This is a genomic window from Colwellia sp. PAMC 21821 (genome assembly GCF_002077175.1).
Lineage (GTDB): Bacteria > Pseudomonadota > Gammaproteobacteria > Enterobacterales > Alteromonadaceae > Cognaticolwellia.
In genome coordinates, this window is record NZ_CP014943.1 from 313,378 (window position 1) to 337,917 (window position 24,540).

At 38.9% G+C, this 24,540-nt stretch carries 21 protein-coding genes; 14 read left to right on the forward strand and 7 right to left on the reverse strand.

Going from position 1 to position 24,540, the window contains the following annotated elements; all coding sequences use genetic code 11:
• Positions 1–22: 22 nt before the first annotated feature.
• Together A3Q33_RS01220 and A3Q33_RS01225 are read right to left on the reverse strand one after the other, a co-directional pair.
• Positions 23–727, reverse strand: coding sequence for a transposase (locus tag A3Q33_RS01220; protein WP_081178145.1), 705 nt, complete (start codon positions 725–727; stop codon positions 23–25).
• 476 nt (positions 728–1,203) lie between these two features.
• A complete protein-coding gene (locus A3Q33_RS01225; RefSeq protein WP_081178147.1) occupies positions 1,204–2,841 on the reverse strand; it encodes a M28 family metallopeptidase in 1,638 nt (545 codons plus the stop codon).
• Between the two features lie 257 nt (positions 2,842–3,098).
• Between A3Q33_RS01225 and A3Q33_RS01230 the strand changes: the two genes are divergently transcribed.
• Positions 3,099–4,247, forward strand: a complete 1,149-nt coding sequence (locus A3Q33_RS01230; RefSeq protein WP_231295756.1) for a DUF3083 family protein — start codon at positions 3,099–3,101, stop codon at positions 4,245–4,247.
• A 167-nt stretch (positions 4,248–4,414) separates the two neighbouring features.
• Here the strand turns inward: A3Q33_RS01230 and A3Q33_RS01235 are convergent, their stop codons facing one another.
• Genes A3Q33_RS01235 through A3Q33_RS01245 form a run of 3 tightly spaced genes read right to left on the reverse strand, consistent with a single transcriptional unit; the run spans position 4,415 to position 6,988 of the window.
• Positions 4,415–5,311 carry an FAD:protein FMN transferase gene (locus A3Q33_RS01235; protein ID WP_081178154.1) on the reverse strand — a complete coding sequence of 299 codons (897 nt, stop codon included), beginning with the start codon at positions 5,309–5,311 and terminating at the stop codon, positions 4,415–4,417.
• Positions 5,312–5,369: 58 nt separating this feature from the next.
• A complete protein-coding gene (locus A3Q33_RS01240) occupies positions 5,370–6,713 on the reverse strand; it encodes a DUF3570 domain-containing protein (RefSeq protein ID WP_081178155.1) in 1,344 nt (447 codons plus the stop codon).
• Entirely contained in the window at positions 6,704–6,988 is a 285-nt protein-coding gene (locus A3Q33_RS01245) for a DUF4266 domain-containing protein (protein ID WP_502687207.1), read from the reverse strand. Before A3Q33_RS01245 ends, A3Q33_RS01240 begins: the two co-directional genes overlap by 10 nt.
• 264 nt (positions 6,989–7,252) lie before the next feature.
• On the opposite strand from A3Q33_RS01245, the gene A3Q33_RS01250 reads away from it, so the two are divergent.
• Together A3Q33_RS01250 and A3Q33_RS01255 are read left to right on the forward strand one after the other, a co-directional pair.
• On the forward strand, positions 7,253–7,873 hold the full coding sequence (locus A3Q33_RS01250) for a LysE family translocator (RefSeq protein ID WP_081178156.1): 621 nt from the start codon (positions 7,253–7,255) through the stop codon (positions 7,871–7,873).
• 461 nt (positions 7,874–8,334) lie between these two features.
• Positions 8,335–9,351: an IS110 family RNA-guided transposase gene (locus A3Q33_RS01255; RefSeq protein WP_081178157.1), complete on the forward strand. Its 1,017-nt coding sequence runs from the start codon at positions 8,335–8,337 to the stop codon at positions 9,349–9,351.
• A gap of 491 nt (positions 9,352–9,842) precedes the next feature.
• Here A3Q33_RS01255 and A3Q33_RS01265 read toward each other — a convergent pair whose 3' ends face one another.
• Positions 9,843–10,469: a hypothetical protein gene (locus A3Q33_RS01265; protein WP_081178158.1), complete on the reverse strand. Its 627-nt coding sequence runs from the start codon at positions 10,467–10,469 to the stop codon at positions 9,843–9,845.
• A 559-nt stretch (positions 10,470–11,028) separates the two neighbouring features.
• Between A3Q33_RS01265 and ccoN the strand changes: the two genes are divergently transcribed.
• The 11 genes from ccoN (at position 11,029) to A3Q33_RS01320 (ending at position 21,441) form a co-directional block, all read left to right on the forward strand.
• Complete coding sequence (gene ccoN / locus A3Q33_RS01270) at positions 11,029–12,450, forward strand: cytochrome-c oxidase, cbb3-type subunit I (RefSeq protein ID WP_081178159.1); 1,422 nt, start codon at positions 11,029–11,031, stop codon at positions 12,448–12,450.
• Positions 12,451–12,460: 10 nt separating this feature from the next.
• The gene (gene ccoO / locus A3Q33_RS01275) at positions 12,461–13,105 is read left to right on the forward strand and encodes a cytochrome-c oxidase, cbb3-type subunit II (protein WP_081149697.1); all 645 of its coding nucleotides are present in this window, start codon (positions 12,461–12,463) and stop codon (positions 13,103–13,105) included.
• 1 nt (position 13,106) lies between these two features.
• Entirely contained in the window at positions 13,107–13,304 is a 198-nt protein-coding gene (locus A3Q33_RS01280; RefSeq protein ID WP_502687208.1) for a cbb3-type cytochrome oxidase subunit 3, read from the forward strand.
• On the forward strand, positions 13,297–14,277 hold the full coding sequence (gene ccoP / locus A3Q33_RS01285) for a cytochrome-c oxidase, cbb3-type subunit III (RefSeq protein WP_081178160.1): 981 nt from the start codon (positions 13,297–13,299) through the stop codon (positions 14,275–14,277). The genes A3Q33_RS01280 and ccoP overlap by 8 nt, the downstream gene beginning before the upstream one ends.
• A 162-nt stretch (positions 14,278–14,439) precedes the next feature.
• Positions 14,440–14,940, forward strand: a complete 501-nt coding sequence (locus tag A3Q33_RS01290) for a FixH family protein (protein WP_081178161.1) — start codon at positions 14,440–14,442, stop codon at positions 14,938–14,940.
• A gap of 55 nt (positions 14,941–14,995) precedes the next feature.
• Positions 14,996–17,395, forward strand: a complete 2,400-nt coding sequence (locus A3Q33_RS01295) for a heavy metal translocating P-type ATPase (RefSeq protein ID WP_081178162.1) — start codon at positions 14,996–14,998, stop codon at positions 17,393–17,395.
• Complete coding sequence (gene ccoS, locus A3Q33_RS01300) at positions 17,392–17,679, forward strand: cbb3-type cytochrome oxidase assembly protein CcoS (protein ID WP_081178163.1); 288 nt, start codon at positions 17,392–17,394, stop codon at positions 17,677–17,679. The genes A3Q33_RS01295 and ccoS overlap by 4 nt, the downstream gene beginning before the upstream one ends.
• A gap of 4 nt (positions 17,680–17,683) precedes the next feature.
• Complete coding sequence (locus A3Q33_RS01305) at positions 17,684–18,346, forward strand: sulfite exporter TauE/SafE family protein (protein WP_081178164.1); 663 nt, start codon at positions 17,684–17,686, stop codon at positions 18,344–18,346.
• 44 nt (positions 18,347–18,390) lie between these two features.
• Positions 18,391–19,110: a fumarate/nitrate reduction transcriptional regulator Fnr gene (fnr, locus tag A3Q33_RS01310; protein ID WP_081178165.1), complete on the forward strand. Its 720-nt coding sequence runs from the start codon at positions 18,391–18,393 to the stop codon at positions 19,108–19,110.
• A 237-nt stretch (positions 19,111–19,347) separates the two neighbouring features.
• Positions 19,348–20,280, forward strand: coding sequence for a universal stress protein UspE (uspE, locus tag A3Q33_RS01315; protein WP_081178166.1), 933 nt, complete (start codon positions 19,348–19,350; stop codon positions 20,278–20,280).
• A 666-nt stretch (positions 20,281–20,946) separates the two neighbouring features.
• Complete coding sequence (locus A3Q33_RS01320; protein WP_081178167.1) at positions 20,947–21,441, forward strand: hypothetical protein; 495 nt, start codon at positions 20,947–20,949, stop codon at positions 21,439–21,441.
• Positions 21,442–22,009: 568 nt separating this feature from the next.
• On the opposite strand, the gene A3Q33_RS20705 is transcribed toward A3Q33_RS01320, so the two are convergent.
• Positions 22,010–24,364 (reverse strand): putative bifunctional diguanylate cyclase/phosphodiesterase, encoded by a 2,355-nt coding sequence (locus tag A3Q33_RS20705; protein ID WP_081178168.1) that lies wholly within the window; start codon positions 24,362–24,364, stop codon positions 22,010–22,012.
• Positions 24,365–24,540 lie beyond the last annotated feature (176 nt).

Below are 24,540 nucleotides of genomic sequence, written 5' to 3' on the forward strand. Positions count from 1 at the left end.
TTTTTTATTATTACCCACTTTTTTAAATTTCTTGATTTTTACATGAGCCTAAAGGTCTGCCGATTTTAGCTTCTCTAACTCTTCGTCCAGTTGATTTCTCTATTTCAGACTTAAAACATTCACTTCCCAGTGCCAAGCCTTTATTTAATGACGCTCTGATATCTTCAATTAGTGAGGGGGCAATTTGATATCTAAATAAAGACTGATATGTCACTTGGCGATCTAGTGAATTAGCGCCTAGATCTTTGTATGCGGGATGAGGTGTACATAATGCAGATTGTTTTCCTAAGGCATTAATTTGATAACTGGACCAAAAATATTGCGATGGTTCATCTACCATGCTCGCCCTAACCGGATTTAATTCAATATATTTATATACTTGTAATAAATATGAAACATCTTCAATTATACAAGATTTAAACCTCCCTTCCCATAATGTGCCAGATCTTTGATATTTATGATTGAAATACTGCACATATCTTCGACCTAAGCTTTGCATCAATAAACTAATTGCATTGGGTATGCGCGGTGTGCAAAGTAAGTGCACATGATTAGTCATAAAAACCCACGCATGAATATCAACGCAATGTTTAACTGAATACTCAGTTAACCAATGAGCGTAAGCAGCAAAATCTTGTTCATCTGCGAAGCACAAACTGCGATTATTTCCTCGTTGAATGATATGTTGTGGTATATCGATTAGCTGAATTCTGGACAGGCGAGCCATAAATAATATCCTTATTATTTAATATTGTTTTCAGTATAGAATAAGAATCTTTAAAGTATAATTAGCGCTTAATAATAGAATTAACCAAGATCAATTTTAATGTGTATCTGACCCTACTTTATTTCTGGTATATCGATTAGCTGAATTCTGGACAGGCGAGCCATAAATAATATCCTTATTATTTAAATTGTTTTCAGTATAGAACAAGAATTTTTAAAGTATAATTAGCGCTTAATAATAGAATTAACAAAGATCAATTTTAATGTGTATCTGACCCTACTTTATTTCAGTTTTAATTAATGTGCGTCTGTGGGGGTAGGTGCGCTGAAATGTTGGTGCCTTTGTTTGTGTCTCTTTACATTCGTTCGATAACTTTGAGCACAAAAAAGCAGCAATTAAATAATTGCTGCTTTGGTTTTATATACTATGTGCTTAACAAGCACTGAAGTTATTGTGCTATAGCGGTAATCATTTGATTAGCGTTTAAACTCAGAAGTTTCGCTCCATTGTGGCCAAACATTTTGGTGTGATAATTCATAACCAACTTCGAAGAAGGCTTGCATATCTTCAACAGCACCTGAAAGGTCCCATTGCTCGCTGTATTCATCACAGGCATTGTGATAACACTTAGCTAGAATTGGGTCTAATATTACTCGTAGTGCTTTTGTTGCTTCATCAACTGGCGCTTTACCACTTTTAGCATAAAGTGCTGGAATACCAATGTTAGCGAATGCAAAGTGATCTGAGCGATAGTAAATACCCGCCGCTGGACGAGGATCGCCTGAAATAACACGCCCTTGTTTTTTAGCCGCTGCGGTTAAGTAGTCGTCTAACTGAGATTGGCCTAAGCCATAAACTGAAACATCTTTGCTGCGACCATTAACATTTAATGCGTCCATATTGATATTAGCCACGGTTTTAGCTGCAGGAATAACAGGGTTTGCCGCATAAAACTTAGAGCCAAGTAAGCCTTGCTCTTCAGCTGTTACTGCCATGATGGTAATTGAGCGCTCTGGTGTTACAGGCAATTTTGAAAACGCTTCAGCCACTTCAATAAGTGCTGCCGTACCTGAGGCATTATCTACAGCGCCATTATAAATTTGATCGCCGTCTTTACTGGTATCTTTACCTAAGTGATCCCAGTGTGCGGTATAAATAATGTGCTCATCTGGCGTTGTTCTGCCCGGTAAAGTAGCAATAAAGTTATACGATGTAGACTTTTTAACTGTATTTTTTACAGCAACAGAAGCGGTTAAATCACCCATATCTGCATGATAACTGCCCTTTGATGCTTTTGCTTTTTCTTGCTCAAAGCTTAAACCGGCATTAGCAAAAAGCTCTTTGGCAACATCACTATTAACCCAACCTTCAACCGCAACACGATCTTTATTTAGATCTTCACGAACAAAGCCAAATTGTGGACCTGTCCATGAGTGTTCAACTACTGACCAACCATATGACGCTGGTGCGGTTTCATGAATAATTATCGCGCCTTCAGCACCTTGACGGCTCGCTTCTTCATATTTATATGTCCAGCGACCGTAATACGTCATGGCATTACCATTAAATAATGCAGGGTCTTGGGTAGCGAAACCAGGGTCATTCACAAGAATAACCACTGTTTTACCTTCAACATCGAGCCCTTCGTAATCATTCCATTGGTATTCTGGTGCATTAACGCCGTAACCAACAAAAACTAATTCAGAGTCTTTAAGTTGTTCGAAATCACTAATGCGGCTAGAGCCCATAACCATATCGGGGCCATATTTATAATCTTTACCGCCTATCGTTAAGGCCATATCTGATGACGCTTCAATTGATACCATAGGCACCGGTTGTAAAAAGCTGTCGCCATTACCAGGTTTAAAACCTATAGCGGTGAGTTGCTTGGTTAAATAATCAAGCGTAAGTTCTTCACCTTTAGTTGATGGTGCTCGGCCTTCAAATTCATCTGAAGCAAGTGTTTTAATATGCTTGGTAAGTTGTTCTTTGTTAATACTGTTATAACTTGCGGTAACATCGGCAGCGTTATTAGTTTTTTTAGCAGTATCTTCTGCTCCACAACCCAACAATACGGCTGAAGTTAATAACGTAAAAGCTAAGGAATTTTTCATTTTTTTATACTTTATTTAAGAATGACAACGAGATTATATACAAATCTGCGTGCATTTAGGTAGCGGTAATCTGCAAAGGCGCATTAAAGCCAGCGTTATTTTTTATGTCTGCATTACTAACAGCGTTAATCCCATATAGGCTAAGACCACAAACATTAATATCACCATGCTTACTTATGGATAAAAGGTAACCCTCTGCAAAAGAATGATCACCCCGTTGATATGTATCATATTTGACCACATTTAATGATGAGACTATGATGAAATTTTTAATTAATAGGTTAATTGATATGCCAATCTCTCGTACAAGACGTGTTCAACACAAAGTGCACATTCCTTCCTCTGCACGTGAAAACCAATATTTGCTTGCCAAGTTTGCCATTACCGACAGTTTAATCGAGAGAATTTCAGGCCCAGTTGACCACAACAGTGAACAACCATTTTTGCCTTTTTATAAAAAGTTGTCTGAGCTATTCTTCAAAATAAACGAAGAATTAGACATTGAAAGCGGCCAGTTTGTTGCTAATGATAAGTTTACCCGTATTCGATTTAGCCCTGAAAAAATAACCGCACAAACAGACCAGCAAATTTTATTTTTATATAACTCTCGTTATCATTTCAGTCAAAAGGCTTATTTTGATACAACAAAACAAGCCAGCAAAATTCACTTAGTCTTTTTATCTAATGGCGATGAAATAAGACATGATTCAGCAATATTTCATCAAAAAGTTGTACAAGCAATCACCCAGTTTACTGAACAAAGTGGCATGGCAGCGGAAGAAGTTCGTATTTGTGACCATCAGCACTTAACTTATGATTTATTTGCCAAAGATAAGGGAGTACAAGGTAACCAAGTACATAAATTACGCAGTATTTCTAATCGTTATGCGCCAGATGAAATTTCTATTCCTGAGAGTACAGATGAATTAACTTATGCCGTTGTGGATATGCCTATTAACCGTCGCCTGCGAAAGCTCGTTAAGCTAGATCACAGCGAAGGTGAAAACTATAACCCGCTTTATAATTACATAGCCGATGCATTTATAAGTGCAGCTAAAAAGCACAATTTAAATAATGGTGCGCTTATTGCCAATGGATTAGTGCCAATTGTTCGCCGCAGTGATAATGAAAATACGCTAGCTAAAGGTGAGCTAATGATGATTGGTTATGCCCCTAAAAGCACGAATAGTGGCTATACCTGTAAGTGGGTTGCTGAAGAGTTAGTTGATAGTGCTCATTTTGTTTTTGTTGCCAGTGAGCAAGATAAAACTAGCCATGGTTACGGTAAGTTTTTAAATCAAATAGAATCTGTTTTACATAGCATTGCCCAAAAGCTTAAATATAAAAACGATAAAGAAGAATTGATTGTGCGCTTTCATCAGCATATTGGCTTTCATCGCGAATAAGCGCTTTATTTATTTAGCCTGGCGATTTTAAAAATGAGTTAAATATGCGTTTTTATAAAGGCCAGTATTTGCTGCGTTCGTATGGACGTGAACGAGTAGCAAGCGTATACCCTCCACCTAATGGCATATTTTAGTGCGAATTTATGCAATGGCTAAAAGTGAACTGATTAGCGAATAGCCCAAAACTTTATTTCTTGTTCTGTCAAAAAGCTTTCAGCTTGTTCGCCTTGCATTAACGCTAATGTCGCTAATATTCCTGCTTGAATACACTGCGGTGCCACAACGGTAATTGAGCGTGGCGCTTGTAAAATAGGCCAACCGGTTTTGGCATTTAAAATATGGCTATAGCGTACATTATCTTTTAGCAAGAACCTTTTGGCGTCACCACTGGTGGCTAGAGCACCTTGTAATAAACTGACCACCATAGGTTTGCGATCTATAAAACCTGGGTGCTCAATGCCTACTTGCCAAGGCACATTGGCTTTACGGGGTTTATTTGCCGCTAAGTCGCCACCTAAATTAACGAGTACCGGTAAATCAGTAAATTCATTCGCAATAATCATCGCCCTATCAACCGCGTATTCTTTACCAATACCACCAAAATCTACTTCCATGTTTTCTGGCATCACTAGTTGCTGCTCGTCGAAACTAACTTTATGCCAGCCCATATCAGCTATTATTTTTTTAACGGCATCAACGGAGGGAATATTATCACTGCCATCAAATTGCCAAACTTGTCGCAGCACACCCGATGTTATATCGAACACACCTTCACTGAGTTGATAACATGTATCAGCAAAGTTTAATAATAGGTAGGTTTCTTGATCGATAGCAATGGCTTTGCCACGGCTTTGGTTAATTGCTGAGCAAACACTGGTTGGTTTATAACGAGAATATTTATCTTCAATACGCCAAACTTCCTTGGCAATTAGTTCGCCTAACGCTAAAGCGAGTTTACTATCGCTATTTGCTACAAGCACTTCGCAAGGGCTGGCCATGGCCTCAAAATGTATACAATGACCGTCATTAGTTACTGTTAATTCAACATTACGCTCAGGCTGCATATTGACAAAACTTCCTTTCTCTCGCTTTTAATGACACTTCCCTGCGTAAATGCGCCTTTTAAAACGAATACGTTACTTGAGCAATAATCGCATTAACGCTTTCATATAGATCAACTTCAGACAGTGCACCAGGTGCTTTATGGCCAGCTTCAGTTGGGTCTTGTCGATAATATTCCAACCGAAATGATAAATCATTACCGCCGCTAAGTGTCGTACCATATTTTATTCCTAGCGTGTATGCGCTCATCTCACCTATACGGTAATCAGCACTGGCAAACTCAGGCAGGGTATGTGACTCAACTAAAAACGGTTGGTAAAACTGGGCCGCACTTTGTTTATAAAAGCGGAAATGAGGCTCTATATAGCTTTGACGAGATAAAGGGACGCGCAGTTTTGAATCAATTGTATGGGAGTCTAGCTCCCAATCGTCCCACATATAACGATAGGACACGTCAAAAATATTTTTCTCAAAATGATATTTTGTTTGTGCGTATAAACTCTGTTTAAGACGAGAGTCTGGGCGGTTTTCATAAACGTAGTCTTGCGCGATACCCGCACTATCGACCAAACTTAACACCTTAAAGGGGTCGTTTAAATAGCCGTCAACCTTCGAGTAAGAGTAATTAAACTGCATGATCATTCGGCGGTTAATAACTTGTGTGAAGCCAAACATAATATCAGCAGTACTCTTATCATCGCTATCTGTGCGACGGGTTGCATCAAAGTCAGCTTTATTAATACTATGATTAACATCATCGCTGCTGCCAAAAGCTACTGGCATTGATGCAAATGCTAATGGAATTCCACCTTCTGGTTCAAAAGTATCTTGAAAGTAACTCAATCCTACTGAAAACGTTGAGTTCTTCTGATTAAAGTCATACGCAAGGTTGCCATTAATGCCCAATGATAAGTAATCGTATTCTTTTGAAATATGAACACCCACGCTACCAGTATAGTTGTCCGCTAACGGCTGAGTCCATTGGGCGTTAAACTGTACGCGAGTGTCTTTAAATGTGTCGTCTAACGGCGTGTCATTTACTTGAGTTTGATAGCTCCCTTTACCTGATGGTCGGGTAAATGTTTGTACATTAGGTTGAGCCGCTGCGCCATTTGCTGATGCGCCGGTTAATACATCAACGGTAAGTTTAAGGTTTAATATTTCGTCGTTATCAAAGGTTTTTTTAGCATTTAAAATAGCTTCTGCTGCTGAAACACGATCGCTTTCGCTATAAAATAAAAGCGCACTTTCAAAATCCCAACTAGCGTCTTTTGTTGCTTTTTTAGATTTAGTTGTGTTATCAGCCGCGACAACCGTTTTAGGTATTGTGCCCAACAAGGCCGAAGCCGCAAGGGTTAAGGCTGCTTTAATGTTGACCGGAGGCTTTTTTTTCTTTAATTGCATCCGCAACCTCCACCACCAAAACTTTTGCCGCCACTGGAAGCTTCTTTACTGAAATATATGTGATCGTCTAAAGCGGAGTCGATTGGGGAAGACGTTAATGCCATTTCGTCTTTTGCTAACAAGTCACGTTCCCAAGGTTCAACACCTAATGAGGAACAACCTGTTGCTAAAAAAACGGCTGATAAAAATAATGCATATTTAACTATTGTCGCACGGTTTTTCGCGCAGCGCTGTGGCGCAAAAAAAGTATAACGATAAGTTTTTTGGGTTAGCATAATAACACTCCGACTCTATTAGATAACAGTGCTAGCTCTTTCAATTAAAGCTATTTATCCACGTCGTACATAGTTCTACTTTATAAAAGTTTGGCTGTTTGATGTTGCCGTATTTCTGCATACTTTTACTTTAAGCCTTCTTTCATTATGCGCTTATTCTGAAAAAAAACTAAGGTTTAATAAAAATTTTATATTTAGTTTTTAATCCTAAGCTAAGTTACGTTATTATCTTCGATTTATTCATTAACTTTGGAACCTACGACCTTGATTGATTTCACGCTGCTAAGTCTTTTTATTCCAACATTTTTTATGGTTAGCATAACACCAGGTATGTGCATGACTTTAGCGATGAGCTTGGGTATCACTATTGGAGTGAGAAAAACATTTTGGATGATGTATGGAGAGTTATTGGGTGTTGCTGCCGTCGCCGTTGCTTCTGTGCTCGGCGTAGCAACAATAATGACTACATGGCCACAACTGTTTCAAGGCTTTAAAATACTTGGCGCACTATATTTATTATACGTGGGTATTAACATGTGGCGGGCTAAAGGCAAGCTTGCTACTGATTCAAATCAACACTTACAGTCAATAAAGAAGCGCAGTTTATTCCAACAAGGTTTTTTTACCGCTATAGCCAATCCTAAAGGTTGGGCGTTTATGATTTCGTTATTACCGCCTTTTATTAGTCAAACGTTACCTCTGGCCCCACAATTGAGTATTTTAGTTGCAGTGATACTAATGTCAGAATTTATTTGCATGACCATTTATGCCACCGGTGGAAAAACTATCGGCAAGGTATTAACTAAACGTAATAATGTGCAATTGCTCAATAAAATTTCAGGAAGCTTGATGATCTTAGTCGCTATTTGGTTAGCAACCAGTTAATAAAGATCAGTTTAGTTGGTCAATTTTAAAAGTAACACTGAACGACTAGCCTGGTGGTTATTCACTAAGAGATAGCTATCTAAGAGAGCAGCTATCTAAGAGAGTGGTTATTCATATTAGGTAGGATTATTTACTTAGCTAAAGAAAAGTGTTTGATTGGTTTGAGGGGTGATAATTGCCGTTGGAGCGAGTAGTTAAATATATTATACCAATTGAAATAAATAATCGATCATTTTAAGGCGGTTTAAATCGTCAATAACTGCGTTTTTTTCAATCACACACGCCCGCTATTACTCGACAATTGCTCCTGCATTGTTCTACTTACGGGCATCCATGCCCTAATCAATCAAACGCCTTGCCTGCAGGGATAATGGTATGGACCCACTCCAACTTTATTTCCGGCCTCTTTAGGGCCAAAATGAAAGTGACAACAATCATTTATAAAAGCGGAGTGGATCAACATGAAGATTACTACAATCGGTTTAGACATTGCAAAATCAATTTTTCACATGTTCGCTGTGAATAAAAATGGGCGATTTGTAAAAAAGAAACAATTAAGAAGAAAACAAGTGTTGAGTTTCATGGCAACATTAGAGCCTTGCCTAATTGTAATGGAAGCTTGTGGCAGTGCGAACTACTGGGCTAGAAAATTTATTGAATTGGGGCACCAAGTAAAACTTATTGCGCCTCAATATGTAAAACCCTTCGTTAAAGGCAATAAAAATGATTATAACGATGCCGAAGGTATTGCAGAGGCAGCGCAACGCCCGACCATGAGGTTTGTGCCAATTAAATCGATAGAACAACAAGATATTCAAAACTTCCATCGACAACGTGAACGCATAAAGAAAGAACGTAAAGCATTAGCAAGTCAGATACGAGGCTTGTTAGGAGAATATGGCATTGTCATCAATAAAGGTATTTCTGCAATTCGCAATGAACTGCCGGATATTTTAGAGGATGCGACAAATGAGTTAACGTATTTAAGTCGGGAGATATTTAATGAGTTATGGCTTGAATTTCAAGTCACAGAAGTGAAGTTTAAAGCGTGTGAAGTTCGCTTAAACACGATGAATAAAGAAAATGAAATATGTGTTCGCTTAGATGAAATATTAGGTATTGGAGCAATCACAGCTAGCGCTACTTATGCAGCTGCAGGAGATGGAAAAGACTTTGTAAATGGTCGACATTTTTCGGCATGGCTTGGGCTTGTTCCTGGGCAGCATTCAACGGGTGGAAAGGCCACCTTACTCGGTATAAGTAAACGCGGTAATAGTTATTTAAGAACACTATACATCCACGGGGCCCGGGCAGTATTAAGGCACAGTGAAAACAAAACTGACCGATTTAGTTTGTGGGCACAAGCGTTAAAATCCCGACGAGGACACAACAAAGCATGCGTTGCTGTGGCGAATAAAATAGCAAGAATGGCTTGGGTAATAATGGCGAAGGGGGAAAGTTATCGCCCGGCTATATAAATAAAGCTCAAAACTGAAGCAAGTTAGATTGGTTTCAGTGATGAGATAACAGTAAAACCCTTTTACTTCAGTTGCAAAAGATAAATTAATCGGATGGTAAGATAGTCAGACTGGCTTGCACAAAACCTGGTACCTGCATTGGCTAATAAAAAAGCCGGAGGGATGATGAGGAGTGTGAGCGCAAACAACCATCGGGGCCAGAAGGTAAAAATCCTTCATAAACAGGCCGGATATATGAGAGCAATGATTTTCTCTTACATAACGATTAAATGTCTTGCAAACGGAGTGGGTCCATATATGCAGGTACTTATGTTTAGTCTGGAACAATAAACATGTATTCTTGAACAATTTATCCTCGCTTAAAATTGGTCAATAACTTATTACATTTGGTATTACTCGCTCGTGAAAATCTACAGACTTTAGTTGACGGGTTTGGTTAGTTGAGTACCCCCCACGCTTTCTTAAATATGCTTGAGTAATCTTGAGTAATCTTAAATACGGTAACTCGCCACTGTAAACATTTTAGTAAATTTTTTGTTTGTCTCAGTGGTGAAGGTTAACCAAATACGCCATGTCATTTGCTCTGATGAACAACTGCCCACTAATACTTCGGTTTGAAATACTTGGCTAATTGCTTGGCTAACATCTTGGTTAATATTTTGGCTGGTATTTTGTCTGGTATCGGATTTAATCGCTTGTGCTTGTAACTTGCTTATATCTTTAGCTGATGCCTTTAAACCCGCCTTTGCGCTTTCAATACTTAAACGGTCAGTTGTCTGCGCTTCAATAAATAACGGTATTTTCCCCATGAACATGTCAACACCTTCAAGGTAACCGCTAATATTTTTTAGTGTCTCGCTACCTTGGTAATTCAGCACCATATTAAACGATTGCTCTGCCACTATTTTTTCAACATCAAATAACACTTGAACTTGTCCGCCCGCTAAGTCGAATTGACATTGGCTTTGCTCGGCAATGCACTGGGCAGTACGTGGGGTAATATCACCGACTACGTTAGTGCTTGTATCCTGCGGACTGCAAGCAACGAGCATTATTGTTAGCACAGCGACTAACAGTGCGAACAACATACCTTGAGTTAGTTTTTCGGTAATATTCATTGAATGGGGATAAAAGAAAGATATTTGTTGGTTATGATACACAACCCAAGATGATAATTTATTATTTTTTATGTGATTTCATGCGATTTTAGCAATAAAAAAAGTTATCTTGATTATCCTTGTTATAATTTTTTACAACAATAATCTCAAATAGTTCTATAAATAAGCAATCCCAGACAGCTAAAGCGCTAAAAAGTATAAACCTCATAATTTATCCAAAATATTTCGGGTGAATGCAAAATACATTCTAGCTCACTATTTATCACACTTTACTCATAGGAACAGGCTGTTTTTAAAGCTAACCTTTTATAGTTACAACAATTAATTTACCCGTGTAAATTAATTCATTTAACAAAATTATGACCACAAATATTTTTTTGTTGATTTAAATCAAGCTTTGCGGTTGATTTATGGCATGGGCGAAAGGTAAAATCACATAGATTCTGAAACAACTCGTTTGCGGGTGTAACATTTATCACGGCTTCTCAGCATTTTTTCATGAAAAAGTCTCTTTTTTATACAAAATTGCAAAACCTAACCTAGTAACGGAACAATTAAAATGACAACAACGCTTGATCATCCGTCCTATAACTACAATGTGGTGCGTCAATTCACCGTAATGACAGTTATTTGGGGGATCGTTGGTACTCTTGTAGGTGTTCTTATTGCGGCGCAATTAATTTGGCCAGCACTAAACTTTGAAACACCTTGGTTAACCTATTCTCGTCTTCGCCCGCTTCATACCAATGCGGTAATTTTTGCTTTTGGTACCAGTGCACTATTTGCAACTTCGTATTATGTTGTGCAGCGCACCTGTAAAGTAGCGCTCTTTGGTGGCAAATTAGCGGCCTTTACCTTTTGGGGTTGGCAAGCCGTTATTGTGCTTGCAGTAATCACTTTACCTATGGGTTACACATCAAGCAAAGAATACGCTGAGTTAGAATGGCCAATTGATATTTTAATCGCCGTTGTTTGGATTAGTTACGCCATTGTATTTTTTGGTACTTTGATTAACCGTAAAACATCTCATATTTATGTTGCCAACTGGTTCTTTGGTGGCTTCATTCTCACCGTTGCGGTATTGCATATTGGCAACAGTATGGTGATTCCAGTTTCAATGATGAAGTCTTACTCCATATATCCTGGTGCAATTGATGCCATGATGCAGTGGTGGTATGGACATAATGCCGTAGGCTTTCTATTAACCGCAGGTTTCTTAGGTATGATGTACTATTTCGTACCAAAACAAGCTGAGCGCCCTGTTTACTCTTACCGTTTATCAATTGTTCATTTTTGGGCATTGATTTCATTATACATTTGGGCAGGCCCGCATCATCTACATTACACTGCACTTCCTGATTGGGCACAATCAGTTGGTATGGTTATGTCAATCGTACTATTCTTGCCTTCTTGGGGCGGGATGATCAACGGTATAATGACACTTTCTGGCGCATGGCATAAGCTGCGTTATGACCCTATTCTACGCTTCTTAATTGTTTCGTTGTCTTTCTACGGTATGTCGACATTTGAAGGCCCTATGATGGCAATCAAGTCGGTAAATGCCCTTTCGCATTATACTGACTGGACTATTGGTCACGTTCATTCTGGTGCGCTAGGCTGGGTTGCTATGGTATCTATTGGTGCTATGTACCACTTAATTCCTGTGTTATTTAACCAAGGCCGTATGTTCAGCGTACGTTTAATCAACGTGCATTTCTGGCTACATACGTCGGGTGTTGTTTTATATATTGTCGCCATGTGGATTTCTGGTGTAATGCAAGGGTTAATGTGGCGTGCGGTTAACACTGACGGTACCTTAACTTATAGCTTTGTTGAAAGTTTAACAGCCTCGTATCCTTTCTACTTCATCCGTTTTGTTGGTGGTGTATTGATTGTTTCTGGCTTTATTTTAATGGCTTATAACATGTTCAAAACAATTTATGCTAAAGACAATAGTCTTGAAGCAGTTAAAGCAGCTTAAGGAGCCAACGATGAAAAATAAACATGAAAAGTTTGAAAAAAATGTTGGCTTGTTTGCTATTTTTACCATTCTAGCGATAAGCGTGGGTGGTTTAGTTGAAATTACGCCACTTTTCTTTCAAAAAGCGACAAATACGCCAGTAGATAATCTACGCCCTTATACGCCACTAGAAATGGAAGGTCGTGATATTTATATCCGTGAAAGTTGTAATGTTTGCCATAGCCAAATGATCCGTCCTTTTCGTGCGGAAACTGAACGCTATGGTCATTACTCTGTGGCCGGCGAACAAGTTTGGGAACATCCATTTTTATGGGGTTCTAAACGTACGGGTCCTGATTTAGCCCGTGTTGGTGGTCGTTATAGTGACGATTGGCATCGTGCACATTTACTCGACCCTCGTTCAGTTGTTCCTGAGTCGAATATGCCTTCATTTAAGTGGTTAGCGGAAAATACGCTTGACGGCGAATTAACCGCTAAAAAGTTATCTACATTTAACTTTTTAACGCGTAATCGTAGCCACAAAGACGAGCAAGGTAATGCTATTCCGCTTTACTCTGAAACTGATATTGCAGGTGCAAAAAAAGCAGTTAAAGGTAAAACAGAAATGGATGCATTAATTGCATATCTTCAGTCTCTTGGTCATGCGTTGAAATAATATGATGGATTACGGCACGCTTAGAGGGCTTATTGCCCTATTAATATTGGCATTATTTATTGTTATTGTGGTTTGGTCATATTCAAAAAAACGCAAGTCTGCGTTTGATGAAGCGGCAAATTCAATTTTTGAAGAAAAAACTGAAACCGAAATAAAGCACTCTGACAAAAATAACAAACAGGAGACTAATAATGTCTAGTTTCTGGACTATATGGGTATCAGTTCTATCCCTTGGCACATTGATAGGTTGCTACCTATTGTTACGTATGTGTTTGAAGAACTTTGCAGGCGTACCTGAAGGTGAAGCTACGGGCCACGTTTTTGATGGTATTGAAGAGTTAAATAACCCACTACCGAAATGGTGGAGTAATTTCTTTTTATTGACCATTCTTTGGGGCTTTTTCTATATTGCGGTTTATGGCTTAGGTGGTTGGAAAGGTTTTTCTGGCTGGGAAAGTTCTAACCAAGGTATTTTAAATTTAGCCGAGTCTAAAGAAAAAGCGGCTTTGGCAAAAGAAACCGGCAAGTTAGTACAATATGATCGTGAAGTTGCTGCTGCAGATGCTAAATACGGACCAATTTTTGAAGCGTATGCAAAACGTGAAATTATCGATTTAGCCACAGCTAACGATGAAGAAGCAACGGCGGCTCGTAAAGTAGGTCAACGGTTATTTTTACAAAACTGTTCGCAATGTCACGGCTCTGATGCACGTGGTGCAACTGGCTTTCCTAATTTAGCTGACCAAGACTGGTTATATGGTGGTTCACCTGAAGCGATTAAAGCCACGCTTATGCATGGTCGTAAAGCTAATGGCATGATGGCTTGGAGCGCAGCTTTAGGCGGCGAGCAAGGCGTTAAAGAAGTCGCGGCATTCGTGCTGAGCTTAAGTGGTCGTGAAGTTGCCCCTAAAGCAGCAGAAGCAGGTAAAGTTAAATTTGCCATGTGTGCAGCTTGTCATGGTAGTGAAGGCAAAGGTAGTGATGCTATGGGCATTGCTTTAGGCGCACCAAACTTAACCGATAACATTTGGCTATATGGTGGTTCTCAGCGTGCTGTAGAATCTTCAATCGCTAATGGTCGTGCCGGTGTTATGCCAGCGTGGGATAAAATCCTAGGTGAACAAAAAATTCACGTGATCAGTGCTTATGTATATAGCTTGTCGCAAGAATAAAGTTAAAAATACACATTAAAAACAAGGCCTTGGTATATCAATATACCAGGGCTTTTTTTTAACTGATGGTTTGGTTAAAGTTTGTAATATTACCGTTTTTTAATAGTTCCTACCTCAGAAAAGTCGTATAATGCCTGCTATCTCAGCAAAGTAGAAATTTTCATGAAAACATCTTGGTATCAAGAGCCTTGGGCTTGGCTTGTGTTTATATTACCTTTTACGGCGGTCGTTGCCGGTATTGCCACGTTTATTATTGCCAATACTGATCCTGACCCTCTTGTTGTTGGCGATTACTATAAAAAAGGTAAAGCTATTAACTTGGAATTAGGCAAAATTAAACAAGCACAAAAACTCGGCATGAGTTTTGGTTTGAAGCTTGTTGATGATCAGCTTGTCATTCGACCAACAGGTATCGAAAAAGAGTTTCCAATATTGAATGTTAACTTTTATCACCCTACATTAGCGCAGCGAGACTTTTATTTAGCGTTAACGGCTGATGGTAATGGCAACTTTACTCATTACTTTGAAGCGGACCAAAATGTTTCAGGCAAATGGCGTGTGACCATTAGTTCTTTTGAAAATGACTGGAAGATTCAAACGGAGATGACCTTGCCTCAGTCTGAATTTGTTATCATGAAACCGAATCCATCTACAGCAAATTAATTAGCCTGTATTAATGAGCATAGTTAAATCAGTAAAGCTAAATGAGCAAAGATAAATGAGCAAAGCTTGTTTTCATTGTGGCGAGCCAGTCCCCAATGGTATTAATTTAATAACAAATATTGAAAGTATGAGTCAACCTATGTGCTGCATAGGTTGCCAAGCCGTCGCACAGACTATCGTCGACAATGGCTTAACTGACTATTACCGTTTTCGCAGTGCGCCAGCACAAAAAGGTGAAGTGTTAATACCAGAGCAACTCCAGCGTAATAAAATACTTGATGATGAAAGCTTACAAAATGAGTTTACCTATTATCATGATGGCTTCAAAGAAACAATTTTAACCATTGACGGTATAAGCTGCTCAGCATGTGCATGGCTAATAGAGATGCAAGTTAGCAAACTCGATGGTGTTAATAAGATCACGGTGAATGCGACAACACAAAGAGCGACCGTGCAGTGGCAAGAAAGCCAAGTAAGACTGAGTGAAATACTGAGTTTAATCGATAAAATTGGCTATCACGGTCTGCCATTTAAGGCCAGTAGCGCCGAAAAAGTTAATAAAAAACAAGCAAAAAGCTTTATTAAACGCCTTGGCATTTCTGGTATTTTAATGATGCAAGTTATGATGATCGCCTTTGGTTTGTACTTTGGCGCTTTCTCAGATATGGCAGAACACAATGTTATTTATTTACGCTGGGCGAGCTTTTTCTTAACCTTACCTATTGTTACCTATGGCGCTTATCCTTTTTATAAAGGCGCATTTTATGCCCTAAAAGCCCGCCAACTTTCGATGGATGTACCGGTATCTATTGCGATTATTTTGGCATTTTTAGCGAGTTGCTGGGCAACATTCACCCAACAAGGTGAAGTGTATTTCGAATCTGTTTCCATGTTTACTTTCCTCATTCTTATCGGTAAATTCCTGGAATTTAGAGCCCGTAGTCGTGCCGCGGATGTTTCAGCAAATTTATTAAAACTTATACCGATGACAGCGACTAAAATAGAACAAGGTGTTGAGCGCTTTATTTCAGCCAATAATTTAAAAGCTGACGATATTATTTTAATAAAGCCAGGCGAAACCATTCCAGCTGACAGTGAAATAATCACCGGCACGAGTCAAATAAATGAAGCTATGCTGTCGGGTGAACAACTGCCCTTAATGAAAACAACGTTAGACAACATATTTGCCGGCACCATAAATGGTGATGGTAATTTAACAGCAAAAGTTAAACACAACAATCAAGAGTCATTTTTAAGCCAATTGATTCGCCTAAGTGAAAATGCGCAAAGCCATAAACCTAAGTTAGCGAAGTTGTCAGATAAAATTGCCCAATACTTTGTTGCGCTAATTTTAATTGTTTCTATTATTACGTCAATATATTGGATACAACATGCACCGTCAGAGGCATTTTGGATCACCCTGTCTGTTTTGGTGGTTACTTGCCCCTGTGCTTTGTCGTTAGCAACACCTACTGCACTCACCTGTGCAACTACACGCCTTAATCGTGAAGGTATTATGATTAAGTCAGCACACGTACTGGAAACTATGCCTGAAGTCGATGCCGTAGCATTTGATAAAACCGGCACCTTAACCACCGGTGAATTTGCCCTTGTCAAAGTAAAAACTTATGGTGATTTTTCAGATGATATTACCTCAGAAGGTCAAGAACAAGTACTCGCTATTGCAGCAGCATTAGAGGCACATTCTGCACACCCGTTGGCAAAAGCGTTTAGCCCTTTTCGTGATTTTAACCAAACAACCACACAGGTTGTCGTTGCTCCCGGCGCTGGTATTTCTGGTGAAGTTAACGGCCAACACTATCGCATTGGCAAAAGTTCGTGGCTACTTAGCGATAATAACAATTCAGCTTACAGCGCGCAGTGTGTATTAATGCAAGGTGAAACATTAGTCGCTGAATTTTATTTAAATGATGGTTTACGTGATGACGCTAAACCCTTAATAGCGTTTCTTCATCAACAAGACATTGAAACCACCATGTTATCGGGCGATAACCTGCAAGGCTGCAATAAATTGCAATCAACACTGCAAATTAACAGTGTACAAGCTAACTTATCAGCTCAAGACAAGGTAAATGCCATAAAACAGCAACAAGCCACACACACGGTCGCTATGATAGGAGATGGTGTAAACGATAGTCCTGTGCTCGGCGCAGCGCATTTATCGATTGCCATGGGTAGTGGTACCGATATTGCTAAAAACGGTGCCGATGTGATATTACTGAACAACAAGCTTAAAGGCGTGCAAACATTACGACAGGTTTCGGTGCGAACGGCGCGCATTATAAAGCAAAACTATCTTTGGGCTTTTGGTTATAATGCCATTGTATTACCGTTAGCGGTTACGGGTCATATTGCACCCTATATGGCCGTAATTGGTATGTCGGCCAGTTCAATTTTAGTAGTAAGTAATTCATTAAGGCTTTTAAAAAAATGAGCATAATTTACGTATTAATTCCCATTGCAGTATTACTGACCACTATCGGTATTTATCTCTTTTTTTGGGCGGTAAAAACCGAACAATTTGATGACTTAGAAAAACAAGGTATGAGCATTTTATTTGATGATGAACATGACAAAGTCAGTCACAATAAAAGTACCAGTGCTTCACTTAACGTTACTCAGGTGAAAGAGACTGAGTTCAAAGACAATCAAACAAATGAAACAAATAAAGCTAAGAATCAAGTAGATAATCAGAACGATAATCAGGTCGATAAATAACGCCATGAATCTTGATTTTTTTTCAGCTTTTGTTATCGGATTACTTGGCTCTGGCCATTGTGTGGTAATGTGTGGCGGTATTAGCACCATGTTAACCACCGCGATATCGGATACCGCTCGTCATAAAAAATATGCCATTATATTTGCCTATAACTTTGGTCGCATAGCCTCTTATAGTTTGATAGGCGCCTTAGTCGCATTCACCAGTTCAATGGCCGCAAAAAATATAGGTTTTCCCGTTGCGATATTAAAAACTATCGCGGGCGTTTTTCTTATCTTGTTGGGTTTATACCTTGGTCAGTGGTTAATGTGGTTGAGCCGAGTCGAGCATTTAGGCAAAAATGTATGGCGTCATATATCACCACACACCAAAAAATTTATACCGATTAAAAACATAAAAAGTGCATTCGCGTTAGGCGCGCTTTGGGGTTGGTTACCTTGTGGTTTAGTTTATTCTACTTTAACTTGGTCATTAGCAAGTGCCGACGTACTTAATGGTGCCTTGATCATGTTTTTCTTTGGCCTTGGCACTTTGCCCGCTCTACTTTCAGTATCATTAGGGACTTTCAGCGTTAAGTCGCTATTAAGTCATGCTCTATTTAGAAAAATAGCGGCTATGTTAGTCGTTATATATGGCATTTATACTATACTGATTGCATATCTTTAACGTATCTACTATGGTGATCTTCATGGAAATATTTATAGGCTTTTATGAATAATAAATCGTGTGTAGACCAGCAACATATTCACTGCCAAAACTGTAGTATCAGTGAGTTGTGCTTACCCTTTTCTCTTAATGATCATGAGCTAGAAACCTTAGATAATATTATTGATCGTAAGCTTCCGATCCAAAAAGGTGAGCAAATATTTAACGATGGTCAGCCAATGAAAGCGCTTTACGCTATTAGATCTGGCACCTTCAAAACCTACACCATTAATAAACTAGGCGAAGAACAAATTACTGGCTTTCATTTAGCGGGTGATTTACTTGGCTTTGATGCTATAGCCAATGCTAAACACCCAAGCTTTGCAAAGGCATTAGAAACCTCAATGATTTGTGAGATCCCCTATAATACGCTCGATAATTTATCTAACAGTATGCCAAAGTTAAAAAAACAGATTTTGCGTATGATGAGCACTGAAATTCGTGAAGATCATGAAATGCTAACATTACTTAACCGTAAAAATGCAGAGCAGCGCTTAGCAACCTTTATTAGTACCTTAAGTATTCGATATCATGCCCGTGGTTTATCCGCTTCTGAGTTTCGCTTATCAATGACACGCAGTGACATTGGCAATTATATTGGCTTAACGGTTGAAACCATAAGCCGATTACTAAATCGCTTCCATAAAAATGGCTTAATAACCGTTAATGGTAAATTAATTACCATTCTAAATAGCGAAAAATTAAACCTCTGTGCTGGGCTTTAAACCAGCGTTTTCCCACATTTTTTCGTCTACTTTTTATTTACTTTCCATCTACTTATCTAGGCTTCCTTATTCGGCTATTTCAGGCTATGCTAAGCGTGAAATAATTAAATAAAAACAATAATAATTTGATTTAAAACAACTATTATTTTTTTAAAATAAGCTATTGTTATAGTATCAAACATATTATTTATTTCTCAGTTTGGTAATACCAGCAGGCAATTGACAAAGGAATTAGCTATGGAAAAGTATCAAAAAATACTCGCTATTGTTGACCCAACAACAGAAGATCAAAAAGCGCTAAATCGTGCAATAGAATTAGCACGTAAAACAGGTGCTAGCATTACAGCATTTTTGACCATATATGATTTTTCTTATGAAATGACTACTATGCTGTCAGGTGATGAACGTGAAGCTATGTGCAAATCTGTTATCAATGATCGCACACAATGGTTGGAGTCTTTACTTGCTGAACTTGATGTAACCGGTATTACAATTGATTGTCAGGTTATCTGGCATAACCGTCCTTTTGAGCAAATTATTGCCAAAGTTATCGATAACGGTTACGACATTGTTATAAAAGGGACACACCAACACGACAAATTTAAATCAGTGATATTTACCCCTACTGATTGGCATATTTTGAGAAAATGTCCTTGCCCTGTTTTACTCGTGAAAGAGCATTTATGGCCTGAAAATGGCAACATTATAGCCGCGTTAAATATTGGCAGCGAAGAAGAAGAGCATAAAGCGCTTAACGATAAAATTACCGCTGAAGCTAAACAACTCGCCAAGGTCATGAAAGCAAATTTGCACCTCGTTAATTCATTCCCAGGTACACCGGTAAATATCGCGATAGAAATTCCAGAGTTTAATGCCAGTGATTATAACCTCGCCATGTTAAAGCATCATAAGAAGGCAATGCTAGAGCATGCAACTGCCTTTAATATAACTGAGGAATGCACTCATATCCAAGAAGGCTTACCTGAAGATATTATTCAAAGCATAGCGGCCGAATTAGATGCCGAATTAGTTATTCTTGGCACGATTGGTCGCACGGGGTTATCAGCAGCATTAATTGGCAATACCGCAGAGCATGTTATCGATAGGCTCAATTGTGATGTATTGGCATTAAAGCCAGATGGTTACGTTTCCCCCCTCGATGTAGAATAAGGCATATTGAATAAGAGCATATTAAATAAGGGCATATTGTATAAAGATATGTAGATTTCAGAAATAGTGCGCTGCGCGTCACCTAATGAGAAAGTTATACATTTTGGTGACGCTTTATTTCGTCATCTACAGTTTGAGCTCTAAAATTTCCCCTCTAAAATTTCCCCTCTAAAATTTGCCCTCTAAAACTTGCCCTCTAATTCAATCACCATAACCACAAATTAGTCTGTTCAACAACAATTTTCACTATCAATAAGTTACCAAAGCGAATGTGTGCTAAGGCTTACTATACCTCTTATCCGGAATGACTAAAGTCACTATTCTATGGCCTTTAAGTCGGACTATAAAGGGAGGGTGTGTCGGTTGTTCACTCACTAAAGTACCTTAGTAGGATTTTTCCGTCGCTAAAAAAGATCACTTTTAAAATCAATTAATCAACTTGGTATAGCCGTGATATTGCAATAAAAAAAGTTTTTATAAGCTGTAAAGCGCAGTATAATAGCCCCACGGTGAAAATCTCCTTATTGTTGCTCGTTCTGATCTTCGAAAAGAGTCCTCTTTACCCCTCAATTATTGTCTTTTTAGGCGGGCCTACGAGCCTTTAAACGCTTATTTAGACAAGCTATTTATCTCATTATCGGTTTACCCTCTATAAGGAAAAGCACTATGACTAATCAAGACGCTTCGGCTGAGCGATGCTCGACGAGCAAGTTTTCGACTATTTTGATGATACTGTTTGCGGGAGCGCTCGCCACGATTATCTTTGATTTTTGGGGGCCTTCACTGTCTCCCATTCTAGGTTTTACCGCGCTCTCCACAATTAAACTGCCTACAACGATGATTGAAGTCCTATTCGGTTCAGCGCCGACAGGTGTACCCGAATTAGTTCACTACATTACAGGATTGATACTTTACCCGTTAGGCTGGCTACTTGTTGTACGACCAATGTGGAAGGCAATTATGCCATCGCTACACTGGACAATTACTGCTTTTGTTTACGGTGTAGTGCTTTGGGTGTTCGCGCTTTACGTTGTCGCACATCTTATCATCGGGCTGCCGCCGTTTATTGGTTTCACAGAAACCACTTGGGTCGCTCTTGTCGGCCACGTACTTTATGCATTGGTTTTTGCATGGGGTGCAGAAACCCGTAAGTTTAGTTAGTTAGTTAAAATTTTTTATATTTAATACAACGAAGTAGAAGTTTATGCTTGTTATTAACAATTGCTATTATAGAGATAATCGTATTCTTTTACATTCTACAAATAGAGTATCAAGCAACATTTCGTATGTTTAACCCTATAGATTTTTTATAGCTTATAAGCCAAAATAGTTGATAACAAGTAATGCGTCACCGAATGAGGTAATTTAATATTTTGGTGACGCTTTATATCTGTTTCTAATATTTGGCATAAATAGTTCAAGTACAATAACCATTACTTCAGAGTAAGCTTTTCCTGTTCAACTTATAATCACTTAACTTTCATTATTTACCAAAGCGAACGCTTGAGACGTATTCACTTACCTCTAAGCGATATTATTGAAATACCTATTCTATGATCTTTAATAATGGACAATGAATGTGGTTCGCGTGCCCTATCGCCCAGCTAAAACCTTAGGATACATTGCTTCAGCTCTAGTCCCGCAAATTTAGATTTGAAAGAGCATTAGATCTAAATTAGCAAGTAAGCGCTTTAAATGGTTGTCATCCAAAAAGTCGCCCTTTATTCTTCTACCATTTCACATCAGGTTTCCATTCTCTGATCCACCCAGGAATATCACTAGCAGGCATAGGTCTGGCAATGCCATAACCTTGTGCCAATTCACAGCCCAGTTGCAATAAAGTACTACCATGTTCAATCGTTTCTACACCTTCAGCAATCACATTACGTTTGAATGATTTAGCTAGCGCTATCACGCCTTCAACGATAGCTAGATCATCCGCATCATGTAACATGTCTCTTACAAAACTCTGATCTATTTTAATTAAGCTGGCGGGTAAACGCCTAAGATAAGTAAGTGAGGAGTAGCCAGTGCCAAAATCATCTAACGCAAATTTCACCCCTAGCGCAATGCACTTATTCATAATTTTTGAGACGTTGTTTACATCATCTAAAGCACTTGTTTCTAAAACCTCTAGCTCTAAATAGCGTGGTTCAACATCTGGATGTGCCGCTAGCAGCGCTGTTAAACGGTCGGTAAAGTCAGGCTGTTGTAATTGTACTGCTGAAATATTTACGCTGGTACAATCAGGGAAACTAAGTCCCATTGCCTGCCATTCTCCAATTTGTTTCAATGCCGTTTCGATCACCCATTCACCCATCTCGATATTCATCGGGCTATTTTCAATCGCGGGTAAGAACTCTATTGGATTTAATAGCCCTCGTTCAGGATGCTGCCAACGAATTAACGCCTCAACCCCTGTCACCGTCCCTGTCCTCATATTCACCTTAGGCTGATAATGAAGCAAAAATTGTTGATTATCTAGCGCACCACGAATAGCTTCTAAGCTTTCCAGTTGCACTTTTACAGCATCATCTTGCGCCGTATCAAACATGTGATAACGATTTTTACCCGACTCTTTTGCCACATACATGGCTTGGTCAGCATGACGTATGAGTTGGTCGGTATCTACATTATCTTGCGGGTAAATGGTAAAGCCTACACTCGCCGATACATTTAATACCTTATCACCGATAGTCACAGGCTCTGATGCAGCCGATAGCAATCGATCTAAAATCGGCAGACAATCATTTTCTGTGGTTAAGTCTGTTAATACCGCCACGAATTCATCCCCACCAATACGAGCTAAGCTGTCACCTTCACGTAATGCTTCTTTCATACTACTGGATAACGAAATAAGTAATTTATCGCCCACATTGTGCCCATAGGCATCATTCACCGATTTAAAACCATCGAGATCAAGAAATACCACAGCCAGTGATTTCTTATGACGACTGCAATGCAACATAGCTTGAGATAATCTGTCGGCTAGTAATACACGATTTGGTAAGTTAGTCAGTACATCGAAATGCGCGATACGCTCTAATTTTTCTACCGATTGTTTACGCTCAGTAATATCTTGGTGTGTCCCACAAAGCCGGATTGGCTCATGTGTATCTTTGTCGTACTCTACAACAGAACCTGAACCCTGAATCCATATCCACCTGCCATCAGCATGCTTCATTCTAAATTCTGCAACATAATTGCTTCCAGACTGAATATGAGTATGCACCGTATGTTGTGTTATCTCTTTGTCGTCAGGGTGAATAAGCTCGTCCCAGTCACTAATGGTATTGGTAATATCATCTTGTGTAAGACCTAATATTGCCAACCACTCATCATTAACCTTATGAACACCTGTTTTATAAAACCAATCCCAATAACCCAACTTCGCGCCATTAATTATATTTAAAAGTTGATTTTGAGATAGACGAACATCTTCTTGGCTCAGTTTTAGGGCGTTTATATTTCTTCTTCGCCTAATATTGTTACTTATTAGCGCGCCGCCAATGGTAGTCCCCAATATAAATATAAGGATAAGCAATAGTCGTTGGGTAAATTTAAACGCGTCTAAGTCTTCAGATATTATTTTTTTTAAGGCGGTTTCAACATCATCAGCAGAATGACTAAACTCTAAAAATGACAGATCGAATTGTTGATCTAGGTTTGATCCTATACCTGAGGTGGTTTGCGATGCCCATCGCTTTTCTGCAATTTGGCGAAAATGATGAATGCCGACAATCGTTGTATCAATTTTGTGCCGTAAACGGGGGTCGTTTAAGGCAAGAATAGTGCCTTCTTCGTTGGTGCCACCATCAAGCATTGCCTGAGCATACCATTCAGCCAAGTCAAGGTGAGCCCATATGTCTTCGATATTAAGCGTTCGATCGCCACTAATCGCTTCTTCAAACCACAAATGTGCAATGGTCGCTTCAAGCTTAACTTCTTTAACTGCGTCGACTAAAGGTGTGAAACGCTCTACTATATTTCGCCCAGTGTAGAACGAATAGTAAACAATTGCCATGATGAACAACGTTGCTGATATAGACAAAACAATTATTTTACGAGAGCCAGCTTTAATCATGTATATCCAATATTTAATATAGGTTATTAATTTGCACGAAGGGAGTCATTATTTTTATTTAAACTTCAATTAGCACATCCCCTTACTATTGAGAGTGTATTAAAACATCATACATGTAACTTTCTGATATACCAAAATTAAGTTAACACCATCATGATGTCCGCCATAGTTGCAAT